Here is a 19421-nt window from a genome sequence, read left to right on the forward strand (position 1 = left end):
TTATTTTTGGGTTTTAAGTGTCGCTAATCTGTTTAACTGATGTACAGATAGCATATGGGCGTAAATCGAAGGTAAATAGCCTCGTCTACGTACTTCACCAAAATCTTCATCAGACAATGCATTTAGCTTTTTCTCATCAACTAAATATAAGCCACTGAGTTGACGTTTCTGTTCATTAATATCGATGTTAAGCGTTTGCTCAACCAATAATTCTTTTTCTTTAAGAAAATCGACAAATGCCGTAGTTATGTGCATGTTTTCATAATAAGTACCAAGTGCATTTTTACGTTTAGCCATGTACTCTGTTTCAGTGCCGTCTTCTTTAAATAAAGCTTCACCGTCTGTTTCTGCCATTACGGTATCAGTTTCGATTAAGATAACTTGTAAATTGTTAGCATCTTCTTTTGATGGCATTAATGCAAATGGATGATGCATGATAGCTGCTGGTACATAATGACCGCGCCATTTTGGCTCACCGTAGAATAAATTTTCACCTTCTTCAAAGCCCATAATAGCCACTGGCTGGAATGAACCTGTTTCTGCATTTTTAACAAAAACGACCGGCATTTCTGCTGCGGCACTTGAAAATTCGTGAATGATCAATGGAACAATTTGCTGGCCTTGAACATGAGGAAAATGTCGAGTCGGTTTGATTTTGATTTGACCATGGTCGATAAAGTTAAGTGGTCTAGCTGGAGCGCTCATTGGAGTTCCTTAATAATTATTGTTTTATTTCTAACTGGATAGTTGTAATAGCGTTATAACAAATATTATTGCTTGTGGTAAGCAATCACCAAATAATTTAATGATTAGTTTAGCGCCAGTGTAAAAAACGAACAAATTAACATCTAAGAAGAACGTAAAAAATAACAAGGGGGAGTAAAACTCCCCCTTGTTTAATTAACGCTAAGTTGGTTTAAAATTTAAGGCTGACACCAGCGTTGATTCTTGTCGCAACTGCGTATTGGTATACAGGGAAACCATCAGCAAAACCAGTGTAGTGGCTGTATTGTTGGTTGTTACCAAATTGCTTAGACTCTTCGCCAGTTAGATTCACCACGTCAAGCTTCAACGTAACATTTTCATTGACGTTATAAACAGCGCTCAAATCCAAAGAACCGAAGTCGTCGTGTAAGCGATTACCGTAAGCACCTGTTTCACGTAACATGTACTCTGAACGCCAGTTATATGATAGACGAACGTACATATCATCGTTTTCGTAATAACCGGTCACGTTATACGTATGATCAGAGGCATCGGTTAAGAATGGGTTTTGATCGCTAAAGGTCAAATCGTCAGTATCAGTGTCTGTGTACGTGTAGTTGACCATAGTACCAAAACCATTACCAAAGTCTTGTTGGTATTGGAGTTCGAAGCCAAAGATATCAGCGTCTTCGGCGTTTTCAGTGGTTTGAGTCGTCCAGCCAAAAGCAGCTTCATCAGCAGGCAGCGGCATCGGCACTTCAGACGCAGGAACACCCGTCGTTTCAATCACTTTAACGAAGTTATCAACATTTTTAGCAAAGAAAGCACCTGAAATGAGTGAATCTTGGTTGAAATACCATTCCAGTCCTATATCAAATTGGTCAGCTGTATACGGCTCTAAGCCTACATTACCCGCCACCCAAATTTGGTTGTTTGGCGTGTCATCGTTAACACCTAATGGGCTTGGATTTACATACATATCATTGTACTGCGGACGCGCAATCGTACGTGCAGCACTAAGACGTAAAATCAAGTCTTCTTGAAGGTTGTAGGCAAAGTTAACACTTGGTAACACTTCACTGTAGTCCGCCTTTGTAGATGACTTAACGCCGTCAACATAGTAGATAGACTCAGCATCCGTCTGGATGTAGCGAACACCAAAGTTACCACGGTAGTTATCACTACTAAAGCTAGCCATAACGTATGCAGCCGTGTTGTCTTCTTGAATTTCTGAGTAAGCGCCTAAGTCTTCTGTTTTACCCGTAATGCTATTCTTAGCCCAATCCTTCAAAGCACCGACATCAAACTTCATGATTTGCAAGTCGTCTAGACCAACATCATAAGAGCCCTTACCTAAGCCATCCGTTGAAATAACGTTGTTAAAGCCATCCGGTTGGTTGAAGTCGAACTTACGACTCGTTGTTTCATGATCCGCGTAACGGAAACCTGTCTTAACTGAGTTAATAATACCCCAATCTTCCACTTGGAACTCGATATCCGCTTGAAAGTAAGTTTCTTCATCAGTTTTAGGTGTGGCATTGAAGTTAGCGCCTGTTCCCATTGCTAAAGAGCCGGGATCGTAAGTTTCGATATCAAAACCATTGGTGTCCCATTTTTGAGAGCTACCAGTAAAGTCATAAGTACCACCTGGGATTGGCGTACCACCGGTACCGTCATCAACCACCATTTCGAAATCAGTACCGCCATCAGACTCTGTCGTACCAAACTGTACTTCTAGGGTGTAGTTTTCACCTTCGTACGTTGTTTTTAAATCGATAAGATCTGAGTTCATTGTCGCTTCACGAGGACGGGCTTGGTAGTAAGCTACATTTAATGGACCTTTCACTGGCGTACCAGGACCATCTGCGCCACCACCAATAAATTCTTCTGTTACACCACCACCCCATGTGGTATCTGCTTGGGTTAGCCATAACGCGAAATTAGTGTTATCAGCTTCCATTTCCATATCCATTGCATTCAATACAAAAGATAAGTTTTCTGTCGGTGCCCACTCAAGCGCTACAGTAAAGGCATTACGTTTACGGTTTTGTTCAAAACCTACAGGGCCAGCACCCCATTGCCAAAATGCTTCATTACCTTGGCGTTGTAAATGACGCTCTTGAGCAACAGCAGACACTAAGATACCGAAGTTTTCTTCTTCGTTTTTCCAACTGTACATGCCAGAAAATTGTGGATCTGTTTCTTCTGAATCATCTGAGTATTGACCTTCAATCGACACATACGCTGTGTTTGCATCAAGCTCTAGGGGGGTACGTGTATTAACCACAACAGTACCACCAATACCACCTTCAGAAATATCAGCTTGAGAAGACTTATAAACCTCAAGACCACCGACTAACTCAGATGGTAGTAGCTCGTAATTAAAACTACGTTTTGCAGGCTCTAGAACGAACCAACCAGTAGATGCAACGTTTTGACCGTTTAGTGTTGTTTTCGTTAAGTTTTGACCTGCACCACGAATTGATACAGATGAACCTTCACCAAATTGACGTTGAATAGTGATGCCTGGCACACGTTGAAGTGATTCAGCCACGTTTTTGTCTGGGAACTTACCAATGTCTTCTGAGTTAATAACATCGACAATAGAATCTGAAAAGCGCTTTGCATTGAGGTTGGCTTTCAAGCTTCCGCGAATCCCGCGTACTTCAATGACTTCCATTTTATCGTCTTGGTTTGACGCTGCATTATCGTCAGCAGCAAAAGCTACTGAAGCTGGCACGCCAGCAAGCGCAAATGCAATGCTTGTTGCTAAAGCGCCTTTTTTAAATGTTAAAGTTGACATCGACTTTCCCTTACACACGTTTTATTTAATATTTTCATTATGTTAGCTTGCGCCAAATGACAGCGTTGTCTTTTTCTTTTATGACAGCGTTGTCATTTAACTGATAATAACCATACACAGAAAATAACAATCTGGCTACTCTTTGTTCACATTTTTTATTCCATATATTTTAACTATCTAATTTTATTGAATAAAAAGTTGTACTATCGTTGTGAAATGGATGACAATTTATTATCAATCAGGAATGAGTTTGTTGAAAATTTGGGCCAATAGACGTAGGGAATTATACAAAAAGCCGCAAAAAGCGGCTTTTTAATAGTGGCTAAGCTTGATCTCGTTTTCGATTAATTTAGCTTATTGCTATGATAATAACGGATTAACTGCTCTGTTGAGCTATCATGATTTCTTTCTTGATGTTCATTTTCTAACTGCTGCTGTATGGTTGCGGCTAGTCCTTTACCCAACTCAACCCCCCATTGATCAAATGAGCAAATTCCAAGAATAATCCCTTGAACAAATATTTTTTGCTCATAGAGTGCAATTAAGGTACCCAAAGATTTGGCGTCTATTTGTTTAAGCAACAAGGTATTCGTTGGTCTATTGCCTTTATGAACTTTATGTGGCGCAACCATATTGATATAGGCATCGGTGCGTCCTTTCGCTTTCAAGTCGGCACGTACTTGTTGTTCATTGACCCCAGTCATCAAGGCTTGTGTTTGAGCAAAAAAATTGGCCATTAACGTTTCATGGTGGCCTTTAACCGGCGTAACACTGGCGATAGAGCCAATAAAGTCAGCGGGGACCACGTTATTGCTTTGATGAAGGTACTGATAAAATGCATGTTGGCCATTAATCCCTAACTCGCCCCAAATAGAAGGTACCGTGGTATAGCTTATTTCTTCACCATCCCAAGTAACCGATTTTCCGTTACTTTCCATTTCTGCCTGTTGCAAGTAAGCCGAGAGCATGTGCAATGTTTGATCATAAGGCAGTATGGCTTGAGACTTAGCGCCTAAAAAAGTGGTATTCCATACACTGAGCAAGGCCAAAATCACCGGCATATTTTGTTCAAATGGTGACTCGACAAAATGTTTATCGAGCTCTTCTGCTCCTTGGAGCAATAATTCGAACTGCTGGTAACCTAAATCTAACGCAATCGGGAGGCCAATTGCAGACCACAATGAGAAGCGGCCCCCAACCCAATCCCACATATCAAAAATGTTACTTTGTTTAATACCTAATGACATCGCATTTTCTTTGTTTGCCGTCACCGCCACAAAATGTTTGCCAATAGCATTTTGATCAAATGATGCGGCAGTTAACCAATTCATTGCCGTTTTGGCATTGATCATGGTTTCTGTGGTGGTAAACGTTTTACTGGAAACAATAAACAATACTTTTTGAGGATCTAAAGGTCTTAAGATTTCTACAATTTGGGCCCCATCAACATTTGATACATAGTGCACATTCACACTATTGTCGCTGTAGTGTTTTAGTGCTTCAGTCACCATTTGAGGACCTAAGTTACTGCCACCCACACCGATATTAACCACGTCAGTAATTCTTTTCCCTGAATAACCAAGCCATTTTCCAGAGCGCACCGTGTCTGAAAAGGCTTTTATTTTTGCTAATTGCGCCTTAACACACTCACCAACATTTTCACCATCAACAATTAGATTGTCATTATTGCTGCTACGCAACGCGGTATGCAGAACAGCTCTGTTTTCCGTTTTATTAATTCTTTCGCCTGAGAACATTTTTTCTCGCCAAGTTGAGACCCCCGTCTCTTTTGCAAGCAAGATGAGGGTATCTAACGTTTCTTGATCGATAATGTTTTTTGAGTAATCAAGCAGTAGTGACGGCAGTTCAAGTGAGAACTTATCAAAACGATTATTGTCATGAGAAAATAAGTCATTCATATGCGTATGTTTCATACGTTGCGCCAATTCATTGAGTTTTTGCCAACTTGCTAGCGTATTTCTTGAAGCCATTATACTTTCCTAGAACGAGATTAATAACGAATTTGATGACACATTAACCGCAAATGACAGCGCTGTCAATTTCGATTGGTGTGAATGAAACAACGACTCACTCTGTGATCAATAATAAGGAATCCTCATTTTGTTATTGCCAGTGTCAGTAATAACAAATACTCTAATGCCGCGCCGATGAATATCTGAATAATCAAAAAACGAGTTAAACATTTAAATGAAAGCTACCATCAATGACGTTGCCAAGCAGGCTGGAGTCTCAATAAAAACGGTCTCTCGTGTAATGAACAATGAACCTTCTGTTCGCGCTCTAACACGTGAAAAAGTCATGGCAGCTGTTGAAGCACTCGATTACCAACCTAATCTGGCAGCACGTAATTTAGCCGGCTCAAAGGCATATAGCATTGGCTTTGTTTACGACAACCCTAATGCCTACTATGTCATTGACATGCAAAACGGGATTTTGTCTGCTTGCAAAAAGCAAGGTTTTGAATTGGTAATTCACCCCTGTGATTCAACCAAAGAAAATACCATCGACGAAATTACCAATATGGTCAAAACCTCACGAATTGCGGGCTTGGTGCTAACACCACCCTTTTCTGAGATGCCTGAATTTGTTGAAAAAATTAAACAGCTCGATGTCAGCGTGGTTAGGATCATGTCTGGTGACGTCGCACCAGATGATATTACACCTTGTGTCATGATCAATGACCATCAAGCAGCTTATACCATCACGCAACACTTGATTGATTTAGGTCACCAGCAAATCGGTTTTATCGCCGGCGGCAAAGAACATAGATCAAGTATTGAACGTCTAAATGGTTATAAACAAGCACTGGTTGATAATCAAATATCAGTGAATAAAGAATACATTGTCGAAGGGGAGTATTCATTTGAGTCTGGCGTTCAAGGTGCCAAATACTTAATGAATGAAACCGACAAGCCATCTGCGATTTTTTCTTGTAATGATGAAATAGCTGCTGGAGCGCTTTTCGCCGCTCGATTAATGAATATTGATATTCCGGGACAGCTGTCGATTGCAGGATTTGAGAACAGCCCGTTTTCGCGCCAAACCTGGCCTAAGCTGACAACCGCAGATCAACCAAATAAATCGATTGCTGAAAACGCCGCCAATTTACTGATTGCCCATACGCGTAAACTCAATACCTCGTCATTTATACAGCAATATACACCACAACTGGTTGTTCGTGATTCAACGGATGCTAGCGCTTAGCATAACCACGAATAAAAAAGTTGACGCTATCAACAAGGTAATCATAAATTTCTTGCTGTGATAACTGACAAGAAGTATTAAATTCAACCCGCATCCACGCTTCACCTTTCATCATGTGTAAAAACTGTATCGCTGCATGTCGAGGATGAGTAATGGTCAAGAATTCTTCTCGATGAAAAGTTTCCATGATTTTAGTCATTTCATCAGCTAATCGCTCAGGGCCAGCCCGAAAAAATAATTCTGATAACTGTGGATAGGTTTTCGACTCAAAAGCACAAATTTTATGCACAGCTAAAGCTTCTTTTGAGGTCACCATGGTAAAAAACCGCTGAGCAATTTCAAGTAAAGTTGCATAGGGGTTCGAGAAATCAAACGTACTGTAATCAAACAATACTTGATTCTGACAAAACTGTGCAATGGATGCAGAGAACAACTCTTCTTTATTGCCAAAATGGCTATAAACCGTTTGTTTTGATACGTCGGCAGATTTAGCAATCAATGCCATACTGGTAGAGGCGTAACCATTTTCTGTAAACAATTGTGTCGCAGATTTAAGTATCTGCTGACGTTTTACTTCATTTTTACTACGATTTTTAATCATATACCAATACAACGCCCCATATTTGTAACTACTTTATCTAAAATGGACTAGACAGTCCACTTTGGTTACTTTAAACTAAAATAGACTACCCAGTCCATTTTAGTTTAATTGTGAATTTCGCACAAAGGAATATTATGAATTTATCTCATCCCTACATTCATCAGCGCACTAAAAAAGCCATGTTGCTTTTGATCGTGCTAACTAGTGCTTTCACATTATCATCTTGTTCAAAGGTAAGTTCTGAAACAAATGCAATACCCTATTATCAAGCAGCAGAAATTATCAAGATTGATAAACAACAGCATTTCTCTATTGAACGTGAATATGTGGGTCGTGTTGTCTCCAAACAACAAACAAACTTAAGCTTTGAATACGCAGGTCGCCTTAAGACTGTGTTAGTTGATAGCGGTGAGCACGTCACTAAAGACCAAGTTTTGGCTGAACAAGACACCGAATTGTTATCTATAAAAGCTGATGAGTTAAGAGCCCAAGTCAAACAAGTAGAAGCACAAATTAGATTAAATAAAGCTAATTTAAAGCGTATCAACGCATTAATTAAAGATGGTTACGCGTCCGAACAAAACATCGACGAACTTCATGCCGAACAAGGTGTACTTGCAGCGAGCAGGGAAGGCTTGTTGGCCAATCTGGCCTCATTGAATTATCAAATATCAAGAGGAAAACTCACCGCACCTTATGATGGCGTCTTGAGCGAGCGCTTTATTGCAGAAGGGGACATTGTTTCCAGTGGCGTTCCAGCGTTTAAATTAATCAAACAAAGCCATCAAGAAATCTCTGTGGGTATTCCTTTTCAAGTAGCCAAAAATATTAATCAAGGCGGTGCTTTAACTGTCGAAATTAATCAGTTGCGATTAACAGCAAAAGTGCTTTCTATTGGACAAGAAATTAACACCATCAATCGTACTGTACAAGTACGACTGGCCCTTGAAATAATAGATGCGCGTTACAATGGGCAACTAGCACGAGTTTTTATTGATGACGAACAATCTAAGTCCGGTTATTGGGTGCCTATCAGCGCGTTAACTGATGGTATACGCGGACAATGGAACATGTATCAGACCAGCCTTACTCCAGAAGGTAATTATCAAGTTTCGGCTGTCATCGTTGACGTTTTGTATTCCACGCAAGAGCATGCATTTGTTGACACTGCCCACAGTGAATCAATGGAGATTATTGGCTCAGGGTTACATCGATATGTACCGGGGCAAGTAGTTCGTAAAGCTGAAACAGCCTCTGTTAGTGAAGGGACGAGATAATGATCCGCTCATTTGTTCGCAATGGCCGTTTGATGTCATTGGTCATCGCCCTGTTAATTGTTTCAGGCTTAGCGGCTATCACGACGTTACCACGCACCGAAGATCCCCGCATCATGAACCGTGTCGCCAGCGTATTGACCAAATTACCAGGGGCAAGCGCCGAACGCATTGAAGTACTTATCACCGAAAAAATTGAACAAAAACTGAGAAAGTTGTCAGAGATCCTAGAAATCACATCAACATCTAGACCTGGAATTTCTGTTGTTAAAATTAAATTGAAAGATGAAATCACCAACACTCGACCTATTTGGTCAAGGGTCCGTGATTTAATCAGTGAAGTAACGCCAGAGCTCCCGCCTAATACCATTACGCCCAACTTGATCGACGATCGTGGTTATGCGTTTACGCAATTGATAGCATTGAATTGGACTGGCAATGGTGAGCCTAACATTGCCAGTTTGGGTCGCTTTGCCAATGAGCTGCAGAATCAACTCAAACAAGTACCTGGCACTGATTTAGTATCAATATTTGGCAATGGCCAAGAGGAAATTCGTGTCGCCATTGATAAAAATAAAACCAGTCAATTACAGTTAACTAGCGAACAGCTATCACAAAAAATTCTCATGTCTGATGCCAAAGTCTCTGCTGGCCTATTAGTTAACCCGCAAAATCAAATGCAAGTAGAGCTTACAGGGGAATTAAGTAGTACAGAACGTATCAACAACATACCGATAAAACGTAACAGTAATGGCAGTATTTTAAAGCTTGGTGACATTGCTACTGTGACTAAAACACTCTCTTGGCCCGCGAGTGAAATGGCCATAGTAAACGGTAAACCAGCAGTTGTCGTTGCAACACGCATGTTACCTGATTTGCGTATCGATCAATGGAGCATCGATGTACAACAAAAACTAGCGGGATTTTCTCAACAGTTACCACAGGCAATCACACTTGAAGTACTATTCGATCAAAATGTCTATACTGAAACTCGTCTAGGTGACTTGCTCAGCAATATTGCAGTAGGGTTTGCTTTAATCACTACCGTGCTTTTCATTACCTTAGGCTGGCGCTCAGCACTTATTGTCTCAATCTCACTGCCTTTAACCGTATTATTTACTCTCACTGCCATGAGCTTTTACGGGTTACCTATCCATCAAATGTCAGTGACCGGCCTAGTAGTGGCCTTGGGGATCATGGTGGATAATGCCATTGTGATGACAGACACCATTCAAACAAAACGCCAAGAAGGTATGCGCAGGCTCGACTCTGTAGGATATGCCGTACAGCACTTATGGATGCCACTGCTCGGTTCAACCATTACAACTGTCTTGGCGTTTATGCCTATCGTGTTGATGCCTGGACCAGCGGGCGAATTTATTGGTGGGATTTCACTCAGTGTTATTTTTGCCTTGATCGGCTCATATCTCATATCACACACCATAGTTGCCGGATTGGCTGGGCGCTTTATTGCCAAAGGTCAGCCGAATAGCCAACGACGTTGGTATGTGTCCGGGATTGATTTACCTAAGCTATCTCAAGCGTTTGAACGCAGCTTATATTGGACATTAAAACATCGTAAAGTTGCGATAGCGTTTATTATGCTATTGCCTTTGGCTGGATTCATTTTAGCCGGACAGTTAAAGGAGCAGTTTTTTCCTACATCAGATAGAGACATGTTTCATATCGAAGTTTTCATGCCCGCCCAATCAAGCATCGAAAACACTAAACGTGTGACTGACAGCATAGGTCAATATCTTGATGCTCAAACGGGAATTGAACAAGTGAGATGGTTTATCGGTACAAACTCACCTTCATTTTATTACAATCTGGTGCCAAACCAAGATGGCTTACAAAACTATGCTCAGGGCATGGTAACAGCAACCGACTTTAAACAGGCTAATCGACTCATAAAAACTCTGCAGACTGAGTTGGATGACAACTACCCTGAAGCTCAAATAATAGTTCGTAAACTAGAACAAGGACCTCCATTTAATGCTCCTGTGGAATTTAGAATATTCGGGCCTAATTTAGACCGTTTGAAAAGCATAGGAGATGATATACGACTTGTAATGAGCAACATTGAACATGTGACTCATACTAGAGCCACACTGCAGCCTGGCACTCCAAAAGTATGGGTAGATACGGATGAAGAAGCAACGGCACTTTCGGGTTTAACTTTAGTAGAAATAGCGACTCAACTGAACACCACACTATCCGGTCAGGTCAATGGTTCTATAATAGAAGCAACAGAGTCAATACCTGTCCGTGTCCGCCTAGCAAATGAAAGCCGAAATGAAGTTGCAGATTTAGCGAATATTAATTTGTTAACGACACAACCTGATCAAGCTAATGGCGTCATCCCATTGACCGCAATCGCCGACTTAAAGCTAAAACCTAGTCGAGGTGCAATTCCTCATCGAGATGGGGTTAGAGTAAATGTTATAGAAGCCTACATCCGTGCAGATATTTTACCTTCCATTGTTTTAGCAAACATTCAAGCACGTTTGGAACAGCAAAATTATCAGCTTCCTGCTGGTTATCATATTGAAATAGGGGGAGAGTCGGCAGAGCGTAATAGTGCCGTTAGTCAATTATTGGCAAGCGTTGGTATCATATTAACTTTATTGATTACCGTGGTCGTACTTTCTTTCAACTCATTTCGCATCAGTATTATTATTTTCCTATCTGCCTTTCAATCAATTGGCTTAGGCTTACTCAGTGTTTATGCGTTTGGTTATCCTTTCGGCTTTGTTGTTATTGTTGGCTTAATGGGGTTAATGGGTTTGGCTATCAATGCTGCCATTGTCATCATTGCAGAGTTAAAAGCGGATCAGCAAGCGATTGCAGGTGACGCTAATGCCATCGTCAAAGGTATACAAAATTGTACGCGCCATATTGCGTCAACCACAATCACAACCGTTGGCGGTTTCTTACCCTTAATTTTGGCAGGAGGGGGCTTCTGGCCACCGTTTGCTATTGCAATTGCTGGCGGCACTGTGTTGACGACACTATTATCATTTTACTTTGTACCCGCAGTATTCAGTCTATTTAGTCAGCATAAAGTATTCGAAATAACGGGAGCGCCTGCTTCTGCACCGCTCAAACCATAGTTGCCGATAGGATATTGAAGGCATAAAAAAAGCGAGTTAAACTCGCTTTTTTCTTACTCGTCCGGGTTAAAGCCTTGCTTTATTTTTTCAATTCGCTCTTGATGCTTATGATGAGCGCTTAAAGCAGCTACGGCAAAGGCGCCAACTATCGCGATAATGGGTATTAACAACGATAATACTTCTGGCTGAAATATTTGACCTAACCAATCCATTGGATCATCCCTAATTTAAATTTTATTTAGCTACTCTTCGAAGTAGGTTCCCCAGCCATCATAATCTACTTTATTCTGTTGTGCTAGTTGTAACATTATTTTGATTTCATCAATTATTACTTCATCGTCTAGATAGTGTTCACAAATAATGTCAAAGGCAAATACCTTTTCACCTGTTTCTAATTCAGCTTCTTCAGGCTCTTCAACTTCAAGTCCCATTTTAAATGCTGCAATAGCAGCTTTTTCAAGCACCTCGAAATCAGGACTAGAAAAGTGGTGCTCGATCGTATGTACCGCTTCTTCGTTGGTACCATCTTCAAGCAATTCCTCAATTAATGACTCGGAATATTCAACCCACTCTTGTAATTGATCATCTTGCATTATTTTACCTTTTTTACGTTTTGAGGTAACTCTGTACCCGCTTCATGACTTAACTCAATGATTTTTTCCAGCATCGTTTCTCGCACTTGATTTGTTGATTCTCTGATACCAGATTTATCCGTTGCTGATAGCCTAACCGGTGGTAGAAACTCTATTATCATCTTACCATTATTCCACCGATTTAAATCAATGACATTGTGGGTATTACTGGCACATACTGGCACGATAGGTACCTCCGCCTGTATAGCCGTTCTAAATGCACCAGTTTTAAAAGGTAATAAACCTCGGCCGTAACTTCTTGTTCCTTCTGGAAATAGCCAAACAGAAATGCCCTTCTCTTTAATTTTTTTTGCGGCTAAATCAATAGTGCCTAACGCTTTTGAGGTATTGGCACGATCAATCAATATATTACCTGTTAACCAGTACATTTGGCCGAAGAAAGGGATCCACTTTAAACTCTTTTTACCAATGCTGACAGTCATTGCTTGCACTGCACCGCTAATGGTAAAAATATCATAAGAATTTTGGTGGTTACAGATGTATACCACGGGCCCTACGCCCTTTAGTTCTGGAGGCAAACGCACCTCTACCTCTAAGCCTATAACTTTTGATAACTTCCCTAGTAAGGCAGCAGCGTGACGAACATTGTTTGGATGAAACGGTCTTAGCAGGCTATATAAGCAGGTATAAATTGATATTAAACCCAACGCTAACGTCAGGATGGTAATTCTAATTACAGCTAACAAAAGGAATTCCTCTAATTTTAGGACGCGCAAGTATACAATGAAACAGACAATTTCCCTATAAATATACCTACTGATTCAATTCTTTGCCCCTAGCTACTTAGCCTCTGCGCATAAAAAAAGCCAGCATAGCTGGCTTCTTAATTCATTTACATCTTAAAATGAGTAGGTTGCGCCAATCAACGCTGTTGTAGGCGTATCATCATCAACTATGGCACTGTTACTAATTTCATCATCAAGTGAAGTCGTTGTTACAGCTCCCATCAGGGTCCACTTTGGGGATAACCGGTAAGTTCCTACTAGACTCACCGAGTAGTTAGTGGCCGAGTCATAACTCTCATAATAATATCCAACCATATCGTCATCAAGGCTTTCTATTTTTGCGCTGGCAGACAAGGTATAATGCTTATTAGCAAGAAAAGTATAACCAACTTGTGCTTGCAGTTTCGTCCCTTCCGAATTATCTGAGACATCCTTAAGTGCAGCAACTTCAGCTCTAAACCTGCCTTGATTAAAGCCCATGTTAAAACCAGCCATAATTGAAGGATCTCTGTCGCCATAACCCTCTAATTGATTAGGGAGATCGTCTTCATCAATACCGCGGTGTGGACTAATTAATGCGCCAACACGAAAATTACTCTCAGATTTAAATAGCCAGGCACCTAAGCGATTGTATTTAAAGTATATAATATCATTGTAGTTAACATTTATTAGCGGTAGCGCTCTAGTTTCATTATCACCTGAACCCACGTACTTAGCTAAACTAGCCGCCGCGATCCCAACTTGACCGTGAAAACCTTTATTTTTGCTGGCTCCGCTGTCAGGGATTTCCGATAATTCACCAATAGTTGAAGTGGCAAAAACTGAAGTACTTATAAGCCCTATTGCCAAAGTTAGACGTTTAATCATTATTTTTTCCATCATTTATATTTAAAATGGAGTTGCCTGTTTGTCTACCAAGCAACTCATCAGCGATACCTAAAATAAAAGAATCTACAGTTAACGAGCGACCTGCAACTCTCGGTATTTTAAGTACAAAAGTCTTAATTTCTCATATTCAAATGCAGAGCCGGATGCATAATATCTAAAAGGGATACTGGCTCTAGTATCTATTCCCCTTAGTAGGCTTAAAAATGCCTCTTCTTCACTTTTCATTCCTAACTCATCGACAGCGGCACTGAATGCTACCATATCAATACTAGCACCAACGGCATCGCGCAAGGACGAAGGCCCCATCAGCGGTAATACCAAATACGGCCCGGAGCTTACTCCCCAATACCCTAATGTCTGACCAAAGTCTTCTTGCTGCTCCTCAAGACCAATAGGCGTTGCTACATCGAATAGACCGGCAAGGCCAATCGTTGTATTCACAGCAAAACGACCGAATGTTTCTGCCGCAATACCTATCTTTAATTGTAGAACAGAGTTGATAAAAGTGGGGACCTCCCCTAGGTTGTTGAAAAAGTTGCTTACACCTTTTTCGACAAAATCAGGTGTTACAGCTTGATAACCCTTAACTACAGGCAAAATAACATGCTCATCTGCTTTCGCATTGAAATAGTACATACGGCGATTAAAACCTTCAAACGGATCTAAAATATCATTGTTCAAGTTTTCTTCATTCGTGTCTTTTGGTAGAGCGACTGTTGGCGGTATGGCGTCATCACCTAATTCTGGTTTAGACGAACATGCAGAAACAAGTAAGGCAAATACAGTCACTAATAGTAACTGGCAAGTGGGCTGAAATTTTTTCATTATAATGCTGCTCCTGCAAATTGACCTGAGATATAGTTAATAAAATCTACTCTGTCGATATTGCCCATGTGACCACCGCGCTCAAAGACTTTTGCTCGCTCACCAAATACTTGTTGAAGATACTCAATTTCTCCATCAGCCAAAATAATGTCATCGGCATTATGTACAACACTAATTTTTTTCGCATTAACTAGGTACTCTTCAATGGAACGTAAGCTTAATCGCGCAATTAATTCATCACGGTTAACGCCGGGTTCTATGTTTTGTGTCCATGGCAGCATGCCTTTGTCGAAGTAATTTTCAAAAGTCAATGTATTCGCTCTGTGCATTGAGTCAGTCAAGCTTTCAAATTTACTGACTTGATGGTTTTTGTACTTAATCGCACCAACATTATAAATAGAATCTATAGCGTAGAGCATATCGGACGAGGATAACCTAAACGATGAGCCAATCAGTAGTTTCAACTCCTCATCACCCATGTCAGCACCTTCGAATAGCTCATAAATAGATTCTTCCGTAAATTTTGAAGATTCTTGATCGGCGTAAACATCAGCAAAGCGTTCGAAAATACGGTCAAACATGGCACTGATTGCCGGACGGTTATTTTTAATATCGATATAACTGTCTAATATTCGAACAGAGTTCAATAAACTGACCGGAGGATTTATCATTAACACCTTTTCGAAATTGAACTGTTGTTCAGATTCATCTAATTTGGCCACGAAAGCCGCATGAGCTCCCCCCAAACTGTACCCCGTTAGAACAAATGAACTTGCTTTAATATCTTCATTTTTCTGTACATCTTTTAAGATAATCTGCATTGTTTTGTAAAGACTAACCGCATCTTTAGTTAAATCACCGATCATCTGATCATTATTTGAATTAATAATATAGTTAGCGAAGGTTGGTGAAGATAGACCAATCACATGGTATCCCTGCGCAAAAAGTGTTTTCTGTAGAATAATGTTCTTCGCACTGTTATGGGCTGCACCTGTGCCGGCTATAACAAAGGCTAACGGAGCTTCACCTTGTTGTTTTACCAGCGTGTAACTCATTTTTTGCGAATACCAAAAAATTTCCGGTATTTCTTCAATAGGTCTAATTTCTATTTTTCGTTCTTCGATGGGAACGTTTGCCAGCAACTCAGCTTTCGGCTCTTGGCACAACCCTGTTACGGTTGCTTGGTAACGAGTATATGTAAGATCACATGTTGGTGATTTTACGGTTTGAATTTCCTGCTCAGTAGCGCTACATGCCTGTAACAAGATGGCAATCAAAATAATACAATTACGCACTTAAAATCCCCTTTAATACCAATGATTTCACTTTAAAAAGCAAATATTTACAGTGTTGTTTCATTTTTGAGTCATAACTTTCGTCCGCTAGTGCAGCGCCAATAAACAACTCGCGCCAGCAAACATTTTTTTACAATCTTATCTTAACATGACTTTTATGTAACGATCTGAAATTAGCGTGTATCAATATGTAAGCAAGGCATAGAAATCATTCGTTATTATTGGTAATAAAATTTCGATCTCGAAAAGCTAGGACGTAGGATTAATATTATTTACATTAAAAAAACAAGAAAAATAAGTGAGGTTTGCTGCAAATTATGCGATTGATGATCAGATTAATTAATAAGGGGAAAATATTTAAACAAAAAAGCTAAAGGTCTATCAGTCAACCTTTAGCTTTATGGGAATCAACTTAATAGATTAAGCTATATTCAAAGATGAAACTTCATTAAGCACATAGCCTTCACCCCAAACGGTTTCTATGTGAGCGTGCTTCAATCCGATTTCGTCTAATTTTTCACGCAGCTTGGCCATACGAACATCAACTGTTCGTTCTGTACCGTTATATTCTCGACGTAAAAGCACATTATAAATGCGATCACGACTCATCACTTTACCCGTATTATCAACCAGTAAGTTAAGGAGCTTGAATTCAAATGTGCTTAGTTTTAAATCCTGTCCACCCACGTAACATTTATGAGCGTTAGGATCTAAACGTAAATTGCCCACTTCTTTCTTACGATTATAAAGGAGATGATTTTTCTCTTTGTACCTTCTGATCAGTGCTTCAGCGCGTACTTTTAACAATGAAGGAGATACAGGTTTAATAACATAATCATCTGCGCCGGAATAAAAGCCGTTGATCTGCTCTTGCTCTTCCTGATGTGAAGTTAACATCATGATTGGACCAAGATAAGATTCACGTAAAATACCGCACACTTGAAATCCATCGATATCAGGAAGGCCAATGTCTAGAATGATCAGATCTGGCTGAAACTTATGAACGGAGATTTCAGCAAGTTCACCTTGATATATTTGATGTACGATGAAATTTGCTTTCTCAAAATAAGATTTAAGCAATGTAGACACCATACGATCATCTTCAATGATTAGAACCGTACTACCTTGCTCTATTAGAGAGTTATTCTCATGCGTATGCTGCATTAGCAAACCACCCATATTATGCTACTGATATTAAAGCTGGGATTATAGAGAAGGTCTTCCTAAGTTTCTGTATTTCTTTGTAATAAATGAAACAACTTTGTTAAACGATTTGTTATCAATTGCTACTAGTTGTAAACATTGCTGATGAAGTGTAATTGGTAATTAATAAATTGCGAAGTTGTCGATACTTATTAATTGCGTACTAGTAGTCGATGAATTTTACAAGAATATGATAGCGCCTTTGTTCCGATAAAATCGGCTCATTTAGGCAACATTGTACTTACCGACTATTGTAGACATAAAAAAAGCTACTAAATGTAGCTTTTTTGTAACCTTTAGTTATTGATTAAAACAACTCATCTTCAATATCAAACAAGGCATCACTTGATTGGCGCGCTGTCGCAATCAATGACAGTCTTCTTGGTAATAATCGTTGGAAGAAATATCTTGCTGTTTTGATTTTACTTACATAAAACTCATCGTTTGTGTCGACCTTGGTCATCGCCACTTGCGCCATTTTAGCCCAAACGTAAGCCATTGCGGTATACCCAACAACGTGAAGATAATCATTAGCTGATGTGCCAACCATATTAATGTCTTCATTCGCCTTTGATAAAATGTCATCGGTTAAGAACTTCAAGTCCTGGCTTGCTTCAGCCAATGGCAGAATAAATTCTTGCATCGCTTCATCTGTAGTTTCATCAATATAACCATTAATTTCAGCTAATAAAATATCCATTAACTGACCTTTTGACGGAACCACTTTACGTGCCAGTAAGTCCATTGCTTGGATGCCATTGGTGCCTTCATATATCTGTGTGATACGGGTATCACGCACCAACTGCTCTTGACCCCACTCACGAATAAATCCATGCCCACCGAAAACTTGCTGACCTGCCACTGTCGCTTCAAAACCAAGATCGGTAAAAAATGCTTTTGCTACAGGCGTGAGCAGTGAAGTTAACGCGTCACCATGAGCCTGTAATTCCCCTTCGCCATAGGTTGCTTTATCTAACTGCATTGAAATATAAGAAGTCAATGCACGCGCACCTTCATTCATAGCCTTCATATTCAACAACATACGTCGTACGTCACCGTGGACCATAATTGAATCTGCTTCCTTATCTGCTTGTTTCACTCCAGTTGGCGAACGGCCTTGAATACGGTCTTTAGCGTATTCTAATGCATTTTGATATGAGCGTACTGCGGCACCAGTTCCTTGAATACCAACACCAATCCGTTCGAAATTCATCATCGTGAACATACAGGCTAAGCCTTTATTCAATTCACCAACGAGATAACCTTCGGCGTCATCGAAGTTCATCACACAAGTAGCAGAGGCATGAATACCCATTTTATGTTCAATAGATCCACAAGCAACACCATTACGCTCACCTAAGCTTCCGTCTTCATTTACCATAAATTTCGGCACTAAGAAAAGTGAAATACCGCGGGGGCCTTTAGGTGCGTCCGGCAATTTAGCCAATACCAGGTGAATAATATTGTCTGTTAAATCATGTTCGCCAGCAGTAATGAATATTTTGTTACCGGTAACCCGGTAACTGCCGTCATCTTGTGGAATAGCTTTAGTGCGAATAATACCTAGATCAGAGCCGGCATGAGATTCTGTAAGACACATCGTCGCAGCCCACTCACCAGAGTACATTCGAGTTAAATATGTCTCTTTTAATTCTTCACTTGCATGTTTGGCAAGTGATAAACCTGCTCCAGCAGTTAAACTCGCGTAGAGATTAAACGAAATGTCTGCAGAGCAGAGCATTTCCTCATGCAATGCAGTTATCATTTTAGGCATCCCCATGCCGCCATATTCCACATCACCGCCTAAACCTGCCCAACCACCTTCAACATAGGTATTGAATGCTTCCTTATACCCAGGAACGGTTGTCACTACACCGTCTTCAAATTTAACTCCGGTTTCATCACCAATACGATTTAATGGCGCTACTTCCTGCTCTGCTATTTTTGCACATTCTTGCAAAATAGCTTCAGAAGTCTCTTTGTCTACATGTTCAGCAATATTTGGCAGGTTTTGCCATAGTTTGTCGGCTTGAAAGACATCAAACAAAAGGAAATTCATATCTTTTAAAGGCGCTTGGTAATCGGCCATGTGACACTCCAGAAATTAAAAC

Annotated in this window: 15 protein-coding genes; 3 read left to right on the forward strand and 12 right to left on the reverse strand. The window is 40.2% G+C overall.

The features are described from left to right. The 3 genes from QUE03_RS17335 to pgi all read right to left on the reverse strand — a co-directional run bounded on the left by QUE03_RS17335 (position 1) and on the right by pgi (position 5499). Positions 1-705 (reverse strand): SapC family protein, encoded by a 705-nt coding sequence (locus QUE03_RS17335; protein ID WP_286263213.1) that lies wholly within the window; start codon positions 703-705, stop codon positions 1-3. 211 nt (positions 706-916) lie between these two features. Continuing rightward, positions 917-3508: a TonB-dependent receptor gene (locus tag QUE03_RS17340; protein WP_286263214.1), complete on the reverse strand. Its 2592-nt coding sequence runs from the start codon at positions 3506-3508 to the stop codon at positions 917-919. A 344-nt stretch (positions 3509-3852) separates the two neighbouring features. Further along, positions 3853-5499, reverse strand: a complete 1647-nt coding sequence (gene pgi, locus QUE03_RS17345; protein WP_286263215.1) for a glucose-6-phosphate isomerase — start codon at positions 5497-5499, stop codon at positions 3853-3855. 217 nt (positions 5500-5716) lie between these two features. On the opposite strand from pgi, the gene QUE03_RS17350 reads away from it, so the two are divergent. Further along, positions 5717-6733 carry a LacI family DNA-binding transcriptional regulator gene (locus QUE03_RS17350; RefSeq protein WP_286263216.1) on the forward strand — a complete coding sequence of 339 codons (1017 nt, stop codon included), beginning with the start codon at positions 5717-5719 and terminating at the stop codon, positions 6731-6733. Here the strand turns inward: QUE03_RS17350 and QUE03_RS17355 are convergent. After that, a complete protein-coding gene (locus QUE03_RS17355; RefSeq protein ID WP_286263217.1) occupies positions 6723-7334 on the reverse strand; it encodes a TetR/AcrR family transcriptional regulator in 612 nt (203 codons plus the stop codon). The genes QUE03_RS17350 and QUE03_RS17355 overlap by 11 nt on opposite strands. A gap of 134 nt (positions 7335-7468) precedes the next feature. Between QUE03_RS17355 and QUE03_RS17360 the strand changes: the two genes are divergently transcribed. Beyond that, positions 7469-8611 carry an efflux RND transporter periplasmic adaptor subunit gene (locus QUE03_RS17360; RefSeq protein ID WP_286263218.1) on the forward strand — a complete coding sequence of 381 codons (1143 nt, stop codon included), beginning with the start codon at positions 7469-7471 and terminating at the stop codon, positions 8609-8611. Next, positions 8611-11721, forward strand: a complete 3111-nt coding sequence (locus tag QUE03_RS17365; protein ID WP_286263219.1) for an efflux RND transporter permease subunit — start codon at positions 8611-8613, stop codon at positions 11719-11721. The genes QUE03_RS17360 and QUE03_RS17365 overlap by 1 nt, the downstream gene beginning before the upstream one ends. A gap of 53 nt (positions 11722-11774) precedes the next feature. Here QUE03_RS17365 and QUE03_RS17370 read toward each other — a convergent pair whose 3' ends face one another. From QUE03_RS17370 to QUE03_RS17405, 8 genes are all read right to left on the reverse strand, one after another. Next, on the reverse strand, positions 11775-11933 hold the full coding sequence (locus QUE03_RS17370; protein ID WP_286263220.1) for a hypothetical protein: 159 nt from the start codon (positions 11931-11933) through the stop codon (positions 11775-11777). Between the two features lie 30 nt (positions 11934-11963). Then, the gene (gene rraB / locus QUE03_RS17375) at positions 11964-12314 is read right to left on the reverse strand and encodes a ribonuclease E inhibitor RraB (protein WP_286263221.1); all 351 of its coding nucleotides are present in this window, start codon (positions 12312-12314) and stop codon (positions 11964-11966) included. Continuing rightward, positions 12314-13060, reverse strand: coding sequence for a 1-acylglycerol-3-phosphate O-acyltransferase (locus tag QUE03_RS17380; protein ID WP_286263222.1), 747 nt, complete (start codon positions 13058-13060; stop codon positions 12314-12316). The genes rraB and QUE03_RS17380 overlap by 1 nt, the downstream gene beginning before the upstream one ends. A 153-nt stretch (positions 13061-13213) precedes the next feature. Beyond that, positions 13214-13966, reverse strand: coding sequence for a MipA/OmpV family protein (locus QUE03_RS17385; RefSeq protein WP_286263223.1), 753 nt, complete (start codon positions 13964-13966; stop codon positions 13214-13216). A 90-nt stretch (positions 13967-14056) separates the two neighbouring features. Further along, positions 14057-14812 carry an MlaA family lipoprotein gene (locus QUE03_RS17390; RefSeq protein ID WP_286263224.1) on the reverse strand — a complete coding sequence of 252 codons (756 nt, stop codon included), beginning with the start codon at positions 14810-14812 and terminating at the stop codon, positions 14057-14059. After that, on the reverse strand, positions 14812-16107 hold the full coding sequence (locus QUE03_RS17395; RefSeq protein WP_286263225.1) for a hypothetical protein: 1296 nt from the start codon (positions 16105-16107) through the stop codon (positions 14812-14814). The genes QUE03_RS17390 and QUE03_RS17395 overlap by 1 nt, the downstream gene beginning before the upstream one ends. Positions 16108-16527: 420 nt before the next feature. Beyond that, complete coding sequence (locus QUE03_RS17400) at positions 16528-17271, reverse strand: response regulator transcription factor (protein ID WP_286263226.1); 744 nt, start codon at positions 17269-17271, stop codon at positions 16528-16530. A gap of 346 nt (positions 17272-17617) precedes the next feature. After that, positions 17618-19399 carry an acyl-CoA dehydrogenase C-terminal domain-containing protein gene (locus tag QUE03_RS17405; RefSeq protein ID WP_286263227.1) on the reverse strand — a complete coding sequence of 594 codons (1782 nt, stop codon included), beginning with the start codon at positions 19397-19399 and terminating at the stop codon, positions 17618-17620. Positions 19400-19421: the final 22 nt, after the last annotated feature.

This window comes from Thalassotalea atypica (genome assembly GCF_030295975.1).
GTDB lineage: Bacteria > Pseudomonadota > Gammaproteobacteria > Enterobacterales > Alteromonadaceae > Thalassotalea_F > Thalassotalea_F atypica.

What these genes read in the sequence shown, in the direction of transcription:
- pgi (WP_286263215.1), bottom strand. Translation starts at nt 5,499, where the DNA reads ATGGCTTCAAGAAATACGCTAGCAAGTTGGCAAAAACTCAATGAATTG.
- QUE03_RS17370 (WP_286263220.1), bottom strand. Translation starts at nt 11,933, where the DNA reads ATGGATTGGTTAGGTCAAATATTTCAGCCAGAAGTATTATCGTTGTTA.
- QUE03_RS17390 (WP_286263224.1), bottom strand. Translation starts at nt 14,812, where the DNA reads ATGAAAAAATTTCAGCCCACTTGCCAGTTACTATTAGTGACTGTATTT.
- QUE03_RS17365 (WP_286263219.1), top strand. Translation starts at nt 8,611, where the DNA reads ATGATCCGCTCATTTGTTCGCAATGGCCGTTTGATGTCATTGGTCATC.
- QUE03_RS17385 (WP_286263223.1), bottom strand. Translation starts at nt 13,966, where the DNA reads ATGATTAAACGTCTAACTTTGGCAATAGGGCTTATAAGTACTTCAGTT.
- QUE03_RS17360 (WP_286263218.1), top strand. Translation starts at nt 7,469, where the DNA reads ATGAATTTATCTCATCCCTACATTCATCAGCGCACTAAAAAAGCCATG.
- QUE03_RS17340 (WP_286263214.1), bottom strand. Translation starts at nt 3,508, where the DNA reads ATGTCAACTTTAACATTTAAAAAAGGCGCTTTAGCAACAAGCATTGCA.
- QUE03_RS17355 (WP_286263217.1), bottom strand. Translation starts at nt 7,334, where the DNA reads ATGATTAAAAATCGTAGTAAAAATGAAGTAAAACGTCAGCAGATACTT.
- QUE03_RS17400 (WP_286263226.1), bottom strand. Translation starts at nt 17,271, where the DNA reads ATGCAGCATACGCATGAGAATAACTCTCTAATAGAGCAAGGTAGTACG.
- QUE03_RS17335 (WP_286263213.1), bottom strand. Translation starts at nt 705, where the DNA reads ATGAGCGCTCCAGCTAGACCACTTAACTTTATCGACCATGGTCAAATC.
- QUE03_RS17405 (WP_286263227.1), bottom strand. Translation starts at nt 19,399, where the DNA reads ATGGCCGATTACCAAGCGCCTTTAAAAGATATGAATTTCCTTTTGTTT.
- QUE03_RS17350 (WP_286263216.1), top strand. Translation starts at nt 5,717, where the DNA reads ATGAAAGCTACCATCAATGACGTTGCCAAGCAGGCTGGAGTCTCAATA.
- rraB (WP_286263221.1), bottom strand. Translation starts at nt 12,314, where the DNA reads ATGCAAGATGATCAATTACAAGAGTGGGTTGAATATTCCGAGTCATTA.